The sequence below is a fragment of the Aquisalimonas sp. 2447 genome (genome assembly GCF_012044895.1).
In the GTDB taxonomy this organism is placed as follows: Bacteria; Pseudomonadota; Gammaproteobacteria; order Nitrococcales; family Aquisalimonadaceae; genus Aquisalimonas.
Window position 1 is genome coordinate 2,649,362 of record NZ_CP050695.1, and the last position, 9,158, is coordinate 2,658,519.

Here is a 9,158-nt window from a genome sequence, read left to right on the forward strand (position 1 = left end):
GACGAACATGCGCTTGTTGATCGCCGTTGCCGTATCCGCCGTCATCGTGGGCCTGTACGTGTTCCTGCTCTACGCATTCGCCACCTGGATATGGCCGGTTCTGCCCGACTGGGCGATGCTGATCGCCTTTGTGCTGATTGCCGTATTCCTGGTGGGTTCGCCCATCATGGCGCTGCGGCACTACGGTCAGGTACGCTCGGCGGCCCGGAAAGCGCGTGGTGACGACGAGGACAAGGCATGAACGACTCCAACGAGCCGCAGGATCTCCAGGCCGTCCTCGACGCCGCTGCCCGAGCGCAGGCCCGGGCAGCGGAGCAGTTGGCCGTGGCGCGGGAGCAGGCGGCCGACGCGGGGACTGCGAGCGGCCCCGGGCTGCTGTCTGCGTTGGGGGACAGCGTGGCGGCCATCGCCGGCGCAGCCAGCACGCGCGGCGTGCTCGGTGAACTGAACAGGGCCATGCAGCGCCTGATTCCGGGCTCCGGGGGCATCGTTCTGCTGCGCTCCGCCGAGGGCGACGCACCGAGCCTCGCGGCCTTCTGGCATGGGGATCAACACTGGGTCGAGGGCAGTGGCCGGCCACCGGCCATGCCCGAACAGCTGGAAGCCCTGAGCCGCGGTGATGCCGAACCGGACTTGTGCCTGAGCCTCGCCGGCAGTGGCCTCAGTCTGGGCGAATGCCGCTTGTGGCTTCCCACGCGGGACGACGCCGCACAGGCTGCCGTCGCCCGCATGCTGGTGGACATCACCGCGCTGGCACTGGGCGGCGTGCATCTGCAGAGCGTCTCCCGGCACCGGTCGGTGCGGGATTCCGTCACCGGCTTGTTCAATCGCCGCTACATGGAAGACACCCTGCGCCGGGAGTTGCACCGCTGTCGGCGCAACAAGAAACCCCTGGGCGTTCTGCAGATCGACATGGACGGCATGGCGGCCTTCAACGGCGAGCATGGCCGTACCGCCGGCGACAGGCTGCTACAGAGTGTCGCCGGACTGCTCCAGTCTGCCTTCCGCGGCTCCGATGCCGCCTGCCGCATCGACGATGATACGTTTATCGTGCTCCTGCCCGAGGCGGACCTCAATGACACCCGCCTGCGGGGCGAGGAACTGCGCGAGCTGATCAATGCCGTGGAGTTGCCGTTGAGCAACGGTCGCGTCCCGGGCATCCCCGCGTCCATCGGCGTGGCGGGTTACCCCGAGCTCGCCATTTCCCCGGACGAGCTGCTGCTGGCCGCCGACAGCGCGGTACAGCTCTCCCGGGAGGCCGGCGGCAATGCCGTGACCATCGCCCAGCGGGCGGGGTGACGAAGCGCACCACGCTACGATCCGCAACGCCCGTAGGGTGCATCTTGATGCACCTTCAAGGGCTTCGGTTGATGCCGTAACGGTGCATCAAGATGCACCCTACGCCGTGGTCACCATGGTCTGCCCCGCCGCGACTAACCAATTACGGTACACTGCGCGCTTTTCGCGGACCGGCCATCCCTCATGCAACGCAACCTGCTCCTGGGCGCTCTGTTCATCGTCGTCTCCGAGTTCCTGCTGGCGAGCATGAGCGCGGCGGTGAAGGTGCTGGCGGAGACCATGCCCGAGGCCATGCTGGTGTTCTTCCGCAACCTGTTCGGGCTGCTGGTGCTCATGCCGCTGGTGCTGCGCAACGGCTGGGCCAGCCTGAAGACCTCGGTGCCGCATTTGCACTTCATGCGTGCGGCGGTGGGCGTGACGGCCATGTACTGCTTTTTCTACACCATCGCCCACATGGCGCTGGCAGAGGCGCTGCTGTTCAAGCTCACGGCGCCGTTCTTCATTCCCATCATCGCCCTGCTGTGGCTTTCGGAGACCATTCCCAACACCGCCAAGGCGGCCATCGTGGTGGGTTTCGTCGGCGTGGCGTTCATCCTGCAACCGGACGCCGAGGGGGTGCAGATGGTCGCCATCATCGGCCTCATGGGCGCATTTCTCGCCGGGCTGGCCAAGGTGACCATCCGGCGCATGAGCCGCACGGAGCCGGCGGTGCGGATCGTTTTCTGGTTCGGGGTGTTCGCCACCCTGATCTCCGCCGTGCCGCTGCTTTGGACATGGCAGACCCCGGAGCCGCGCGCCCTGCTCTGGCTGCTGGCCATGGGCGGCTGCGCCACGGCGGCGCAGCTGCTGCTCACCCGCGCCTATGCGCTGGCGCCGGCAGGCCAGATCGGACCGTTCACGTATGTCTCGGTGGTGTTCGGGGCCCTGTACGGCTGGCTATTCTGGAGTGAGCACCTGGACATGCCCACACTGATCGGCATGCTGCTGGTGGTCCTCGCGGGCGTCCTCACCACCCGCTCGGGCAAACCCGCGCCGGCAGCGACAAAGGAGACTGCCAATGGATGAGCGCCTGCAGGTGGACTATCTGCTGACCTGCCAGCCGGACGAGGACCCGGAAGCGAAGCTCCGGGACATCGCCCTGGAACAGACCGTGGAACTGCCACGGGACTGTGTGCCGGATGCCCTGTACGAACGGGTGGTGGGCCGTGTGGAGCGGTTCTCCGCACTGCCCGACCATCGCTTCGAGGCCACGCTCAGTTTCAATCCGGCCCTGGTGGGTGGTGAGCTGACGCAGTTGCTGAATACCCTGTTCGGCAACATCTCGCTCAAGGACGGCATTCGCCTCACCGACATCCGCTGGCCCCGGGATCTGCTGGACGCCTTCGGTGGCCCCGCGTTCGGCATGACAGGCCTGCGCCAGCTCACCGGCGTGCCGGGGGGCGAGGCGTTGCTGTGCACGGCACTGAAGCCCGTGGGCCTGGATGCCGACGCCCTGGCCGAACGTGCCTACCGCTTCGCCCTGGGCGGCATGGACATCATCAAGGACGATCACGGCGTGGCGGATCAGGCGGACGCACCCTTCGTCGAGCGGGTAACGGCGTGCCAGAGCGCCGTCGCGCAGGCGAATGCGGAAACCGGCGGCAACAGCCTGTACTTCCCCAACGTCACGGCACCGTGGCACCTGCTGGAAGCGCGCATGACGGTGGCCCGGGAGGCAGGCTGCCGGGGTGTGCTCATCAGCCCCTGGATCACCGGCCTGGACACCATGCGCTGGCTGCGCGGGCGCTTCGGCCTGGCGCTCATGGCGCATCCGGCGCTCACGGGCAGTTACTTCCGTCCGGATCATGGCATCTCGCCGGATCTGCTCCTGGGCGACCTCTTCCGCCTGACCGGCGCCGACGCCTCCATCTACCCCAACACCGGCGGGCGCTTCGGCTTCAGCCTGGCCACCTGCGAAGCCATCAACCACCGTCTGCGCTACCCCATGGGTGAGCTGCTGCCGGCGGCGCCCACCCCCGGCGGGGGCATGGACGTGGCCCGCGCCCCCGGGTGGATCGAACAGTACGGGGCCGATACCATAATGCTGATCGGCGGCAGCCTGTATGCCCAGGGGGATCTCACCCGCGCGACGGAGGCGTTGCGGAAGGCCATCGGACGGTAGGGCGATGGATCCTGTCGCCTGACGTAGGGCGGACCTTCAGGTCCGCCGCCCAAGACACGCAGGCCAGGGCGGCTCGATCGAAGCCGGAACTTCAGCCACCGTAGGGCGGACCTTCAGGTCCGCCGTCCAAAGACATGCAAACCAAGGCGGCTCACGGAAGCCTCATCGGCGGACCTGAAGGTCCGCCCTACAGGTCCGCCCTACATCTGCTGCACGGGCAGCGAACCGGAAACGACGATGGCAAAGATCGTACGCGCCAAAGACTACCGCTGGGACGTGCCGGTCAAGGAATACAAGACCGACGGCACCGGCTTCCGCGACATCCACCGGCAGACTCTGCTTGGTGAGAACGAGGGCGAGGAGCGCCTGAACTTCATCACCCGGTATTTCGAGATCCAGCCGGGGGGGTATTCATCCCTGGAGCATCACGAGCATCCGCATTCGGTGGTGATCATCCGCGGTGCCGGCGAGGTGGTCCTGGAGGACCGCGTCGAGGCCATCGGCCTGCATGACTGCGTGTACATCGCCCCGCACCAGTGGCACCAGTTTCACGCCACCACCGACGAATCTCTGGGTTTCCTGTGCATCGTCGACCGCGACCGCGACCGCCCGCAGGTGCCGACGGAGGAAAACGTCGAGGAATTGCGGAAGAATCCGGCGTTGACAGGACGCATCAAGGTCTAGACAAACGCGTAGGGTGCATCTTGATGCACCTTCAGGGGCTTCGGTTGATGCCTTAACGGTGCATCAAGATGCACCCTACGGTGGGGGTTCGGATGCATCGATCTCACGAATTGGCTATGATCTCTCGGCCGCTGTTGATGCGCCGCTGGAACCATGAATGAACACCGATTGGCAGGGAGGCCGATCATGCCGAATTACCGGCGCGCCCGAGTACCGGGCGGAACCTATTTCTTCACTGTCGTGACCCATCGGCGACGCCCTCTTTTCAACGTGTCGGCGAATGTACAACGCCTTCGTACAGCCTTGCGCCGCACGCGTGCAGCATATCCTTTCCAGATCGAAGCCATGGTGGTTCTGCCCGACCATTTGCACGCCCTGTGGACGCTCCCCGACGGGGACAACGACCACGCACGCCGGTGGCGCCTCGTAAAGACGCTGTTCACGCAATCCTCGCCCGAAGATGTGACCGCTGAGCGGGCCCGCCGCCCCGGGGAGCAACCGGTGTGGCAACGGCGTTATTGGGAGCACCTTATCCGGGAAGAGGAGGATTTCCGGCGGCACATGGACTACATTCACTACAACCCAGTGAAACACGGGTTGGTAGCGCAGCCGGGGGATTGGCCGTATTCGAGTTTCCATCAGGCCGTAAAGAAAGCCTGGTATCCGCCGGATTGGGGTGCTTGTGAGCCGGATAACATCATGGGGATGGAGTTCGAGTGAGCCACATCACCGGTCGATGCTGAACGGCCCCACGCAGGGTGCATCTTGATGCACCGTTACGGCATCAATCGAAGCAGCTGAAGGTGCATCAAGATGCACCCTACGCCTCTGGATGGGCCGCCTGCGGAAGCATCCACCGCACCCCCGTCCAGGGGCGCCAGGATGCAACATCAGGCGGGCTCGTTGCCGGGCTTCCACTTGATGTTGCAGCCCATGCTGGGGGTCTGGTCCGGGTCGACTTCGGTGCCGGTGAGGACGGCGGTGGCGGCGGCGCGGAGGTCGTCGCCGGTGACGGGGGTGTTGTTGCCCGGACGGCTGCCGTCGAACTGGCCGCGGTAGGCCAGGCTGCCGTCGCCGTCAAAGAGGAAGAAGTCCGGGGTACATGCTGCACCAAAGGCGTGCGCCACGGTTTGATCCGGGTCGTGCAAATACGGGAACGGGTAACCTACCCGGGCTTTCTCCCACCCCATGGCTTCGAAGCTGTCGTCCGGGAAGCGCTCGGCGTCGTTGGAATTGATGCCGACCACGGCCAGGCCCCGGGGCATGAATTCCCGGGCAAAGCTCGCAAGCCCCTGGGCGATGTGGCGCACGAACGGGCAATGGTTGCACATGAAGACCACCAGCAGGGCATCGGCGTCGACGAAATCGTCACTGGCAACGATATTGCCGTCGGTGTCCAGCAGGCGGAACCGGGGGAGTGGGGTTTCCAGCGGCATCATGCGGGATGCTGTGGCGACCATGGCGGATGCTCCTGCGTTGGGTGACCGAGTGTCCAGGCCTGAAGGTGCATCAAGATGCACCCTGCGTCTGGACGGTGCTTGATGCACCCCAAGTCGCGCAAGGCGGCTTGTTCCCGTTTCCCTAATGATGGCATGGCTGTGGGGCTTCTGCCGTCTTGCGGTGCCGCAAACGTAAACGGCCCGACCTTTTCAGGCCGAGCCGCTATGGCGTCACTGCCGGCAGAACCGGCTGTGACTCGACTTACCGGTGCTCTTCCACCAGTTCCAGCAGGTTCTCCAGCATGCGTCCGCCGCGATCACCGACCATGTCGACGAAGACGTCGCGGACCGGCTCGGCGCGCTCGGCGAAGGCCTGACGCTCCTCGTCGGTGAGCTCGACGATCTCGGTGCTGCCCTCGTCCTTGATGGTTTCCAGCCGATCGGTGTTGAGCTCCTGCTGCTTGTCGTGGATGTATTCCACCAGTTCCTGCCGCGCCTCGTGGACCACATCCTTCAGGTCGTCGTCGAGGCTGTCCCACCAGTCACGGTTGCCCATGAACGTGGCGATGAACTGGGCGTGGTTGGCGAAGATCAGGTAGTCCTGCACCTCGTAGAAGGCCATTTCCTCATGGGCGAACACCGGCTGGATGTTGCCCTCGGCCTGGCCAAGCTGCAGGGCGGAGTAGAGTTCACCGTACTCGACGGTCACCGGATCCGCGCCATAGGCCTGGTACGTCTCCCGCAGCAGACGGTTGTCCATGGTGCGGATGGCGAGGCCGCTCATGTCTTCCGGCGTGCGGATTTCCTGATTGGCGGACCAGACCTGCCAGCCCTCCGGAACCACTGCAATGGGATGCAGATCGCGGTTGCGGAACGCTTCCTGGAAGTCCTCACTCAGCAGGAACTCGTCGGAGTTCAGGATCTGGGTGTTGGTCCACTCATCATCCGTGAGCACGAAGTTGAGGCTGAAAATCTGGCTCTCCGGAACCGTGCCACCGAGGAACCCGGACCCGAACGCCAGCTGGATGGCACCACTCTGCGCGGCATCGTAGATGTCCGTCAGGCCACCAAGCTGCCCGTAGGGATAGAGCTCGACACTGACCGCACCATCCGTCTTCTCGTCCATGAGTTCCGCGAATCGCGCCGCATACTCGTACTGGACACTGCCCTCGATCTCTTCAAGGCCAAACCGCCAGGTCTGGCTTTCGAAAGCCGCTGCCTGTGTTCCCGCCGTGGCAAGACCCAGGGCTACAGCTGCACAAAAACCTTTTTGCCAGAGCATTGGCACCTCCCGTTTCTACGTTTGAGTTAGTCTCCAAGGGACTCTCGCATTGAGCCTTCCTTAACACTAACACAGCGGAGCGGCCTGTCTACGACCCGGACGGTGCCCTTCTTATGGACGCATCAGACGCACTCTTGCAGGGCGTCGCTGCACTAATGCTGCGCATGCCGCCGGAAAGTGTGCAAAGCCGTTCAAGTGCGTTATTGTCGAGTCATCGGTAGAAAAAAGACAGCCATTGTGGGAGAGCAGCGGTGAGCAATGGGGCGTCACTCATACGCAGACCGACAACGCTTTTGGGCAAGATCATTCGGGTGATCGACCGAATCCTGGAGTACATGGAGGCAACCATTGTCGGCGGCTCCATTGTCGTCATGGCAGTACTGATGGTGACCCACGTTCTCGGGCGCATGTTCTTCCAGGTCGGCGTCCCCGGACGCACGGAAGTGACGGAACTCCTCATCGTGCTGATTACCTTCGTCGGTGTGAGCTACGCCGTGCGGCGCGCCCGCCACATCAGCATGTCCGCGATCTACGATCAGCTGAAGGGAATCGCCCGCAAGGTGTTCATCATCATGATCTGCCTGGTGACCGGGGCGCTGCTGTTCTACATGGCCTGGGAAGCCGTCGGCTATGTCGAGACCATCTATCGCCGGCAGCGCAGCACGTCGGCACTGAACATCCCGCTGTGGATGATCTACATCTCCATGCCCATTGGCTTCACACTTGCAGGCATCCAGTACTGGCTCACCGCGTTCCGTAATCTCACCACCAAGGAAATGTACCGCTCCTTCACGGAACTGGAAGGCTACGACGAGGTGCCGGTGGAGATGCCGGATGAGGAGCAGGAACCACGATAATCGCCGGCGCGGTGCGCTGAGGTTCGAATAACAAGAGGGCGATCTGCATGCTGACCTGGATGGCCATCCTCATGGTAGTCCTGCTCCTGCTGGGCTTTCCCATGATGGTTCCGCTGCTGGCTGCCACGCTGTTCATGATGTTCACCGGCATGACCTTCTTTGGCCCCGACCAGGGTGTCAGCTGGATGTTCTCGGGGGTGGAGCAGTGGGTGCTGGCGGCGGTGCCGATGTTCATCTTTGCCGCGGACATCATGACCAAGGGGCATACCGCCAACCGGCTGCTTGACCTGGTCAGCGCGTTCGCCGGCCACCTCCGCGGCGGGCTGCCCATCACCACCGCCGCGAGTTGCACCCTGTTCGGTGCGGTGTCCGGCTCCACCCAGGCCACCGTGGTTGCCATGGGTGGCCCCATGCGTCCGCGGCTGCTGCAGAAGGGCTACAAGGACAGCTTCACCCTGGCGCTGATCATCAACGCCAGCGACATCGCTCTGCTGATTCCGCCGAGTATCGGCATGATCGTCTACGGCGTCATCGCCCGCGGTGCGTCCATCGGCGATCTATTCATCGCCGGCATCCTGCCCGGCTTCCTGATCCTGTTCATGTTCTCGATCTACTGCTATGTGGCGTCGCGGATCATGGGCATCGAGCCGGAGCCGCGCTCCAGCTGGTCGCAGCGGCTGACAGCACTGCGCAAGTCCATCCTGCCCCTGGGCTTCCCGGTGATCGTGGTGGGCGGGATCTACACCGGCACCTTCAGCCCGGTGGACGCCTCGGCCATGGCGGTGCTGTATGCGTTCATCCTCGAGGTGATCATCTACCGCAAGGTCAGCCTCAGGGACATCGGCTCGATTGCCCTGTCCACCGGCATGATCACGGCGGTGGTGTTCATCCTGGTGGCCATCGGCTACGCGTTCTCCCAGGCATTGTCCACGGCGGGCGTGCCGCAGCAGATCCTCACGCCCATCATCCAGCAGTTCGGTGACAGCCCCACCGCGGCACTGGCGCTGATCGCGGTGGCCTACTTCATCGGCTGCATGTTCGTGGACCCGATCGTGGTGATCCTGATTCTTACGCCGCTGTTCCAGCCGCTGGTCACCGCCGCCGGCCTGGACCCGGTGCACGTGGGCGTGATCGTGACCCTGCAGGCGGCCATCGGTTCGGCGACACCGCCGTTCGGCTGTGACATATTCACTGCCATGGCTGTCTTCCGAAGGCCCTACTTCGACGTCATACGCGGGACGCCACCATTCATTGCGATACTGCTACTGGCGACGGTCATTCTGATCATGTTCCCGCAGATTTCGCTGTGGCTGCCGTCCATGGGGGCGCAGTAGGCGAAGCAACGCCAGGGCTGATCCGCGGCAAATGTAGTAAACGTAGGGCGGACCTTCAGGTCCGCCGAGCGGGATTCGATCAAGCCACCATGGCTTGCATGT

At 64.1% G+C, this 9,158-nt stretch carries 10 protein-coding genes; 8 read left to right on the forward strand and 2 right to left on the reverse strand.

What is annotated here, in order from left to right; genetic code table 11:
• The first annotated feature begins 7 nt into the window (after window positions 1–7).
• The 6 genes from KU884_RS12550 to KU884_RS12575 all read left to right on the forward strand — a co-directional run bounded on the left by KU884_RS12550 (window position 8) and on the right by KU884_RS12575 (window position 4,864).
• Entirely contained in the window at window positions 8–241 is a 234-nt protein-coding gene (locus KU884_RS12550; protein WP_167782943.1) for a DUF4175 domain-containing protein, read from the forward strand.
• The gene (locus KU884_RS12555) at window positions 238–1,299 is read left to right on the forward strand and encodes a GGDEF domain-containing protein (protein WP_167782944.1); all 1,062 of its coding nucleotides are present in this window, start codon (window positions 238–240) and stop codon (window positions 1,297–1,299) included. The genes KU884_RS12550 and KU884_RS12555 overlap by 4 nt, the downstream gene beginning before the upstream one ends.
• 183 nt (window positions 1,300–1,482) lie before the next feature.
• The gene (locus KU884_RS12560; protein ID WP_167782945.1) at window positions 1,483–2,364 is read left to right on the forward strand and encodes a DMT family transporter; all 882 of its coding nucleotides are present in this window, start codon (window positions 1,483–1,485) and stop codon (window positions 2,362–2,364) included.
• Window positions 2,357–3,460, forward strand: coding sequence for a RuBisCO large subunit C-terminal-like domain-containing protein (locus KU884_RS12565; RefSeq protein WP_167782946.1), 1,104 nt, complete (start codon window positions 2,357–2,359; stop codon window positions 3,458–3,460). Before KU884_RS12560 ends, KU884_RS12565 begins: the two co-directional genes overlap by 8 nt.
• A 237-nt stretch (window positions 3,461–3,697) precedes the next feature.
• Entirely contained in the window at window positions 3,698–4,144 is a 447-nt protein-coding gene (locus KU884_RS12570; protein ID WP_167782947.1) for a cupin domain-containing protein, read from the forward strand.
• Between the two features lie 186 nt (window positions 4,145–4,330).
• Window positions 4,331–4,864 carry a transposase gene (locus KU884_RS12575; RefSeq protein WP_167782948.1) on the forward strand — a complete coding sequence of 178 codons (534 nt, stop codon included), beginning with the start codon at window positions 4,331–4,333 and terminating at the stop codon, window positions 4,862–4,864.
• A 170-nt stretch (window positions 4,865–5,034) separates the two neighbouring features.
• On the opposite strand, the gene KU884_RS12580 is transcribed toward KU884_RS12575, so the two are convergent.
• On the reverse strand, window positions 5,035–5,604 hold the full coding sequence (locus KU884_RS12580; protein ID WP_167782949.1) for a thioredoxin family protein: 570 nt from the start codon (window positions 5,602–5,604) through the stop codon (window positions 5,035–5,037).
• 241 nt (window positions 5,605–5,845) lie between these two features.
• Window positions 5,846–6,865, reverse strand: a complete 1,020-nt coding sequence (gene dctP, locus KU884_RS12585) for a TRAP transporter substrate-binding protein DctP (protein ID WP_167782950.1) — start codon at window positions 6,863–6,865, stop codon at window positions 5,846–5,848.
• A 293-nt stretch (window positions 6,866–7,158) separates the two neighbouring features.
• Here dctP and KU884_RS12590 point away from each other — a divergent pair, with 293 nt between their 5' ends.
• Together KU884_RS12590 and KU884_RS12595 are read left to right on the forward strand one after the other, a co-directional pair.
• Window positions 7,159–7,722, forward strand: coding sequence for a TRAP transporter small permease (locus tag KU884_RS12590; protein WP_254432051.1), 564 nt, complete (start codon window positions 7,159–7,161; stop codon window positions 7,720–7,722).
• Window positions 7,723–7,769: 47 nt separating this feature from the next.
• Window positions 7,770–9,056, forward strand: coding sequence for a TRAP transporter large permease (locus KU884_RS12595; RefSeq protein ID WP_167782951.1), 1,287 nt, complete (start codon window positions 7,770–7,772; stop codon window positions 9,054–9,056).
• Window positions 9,057–9,158 lie beyond the last annotated feature (102 nt).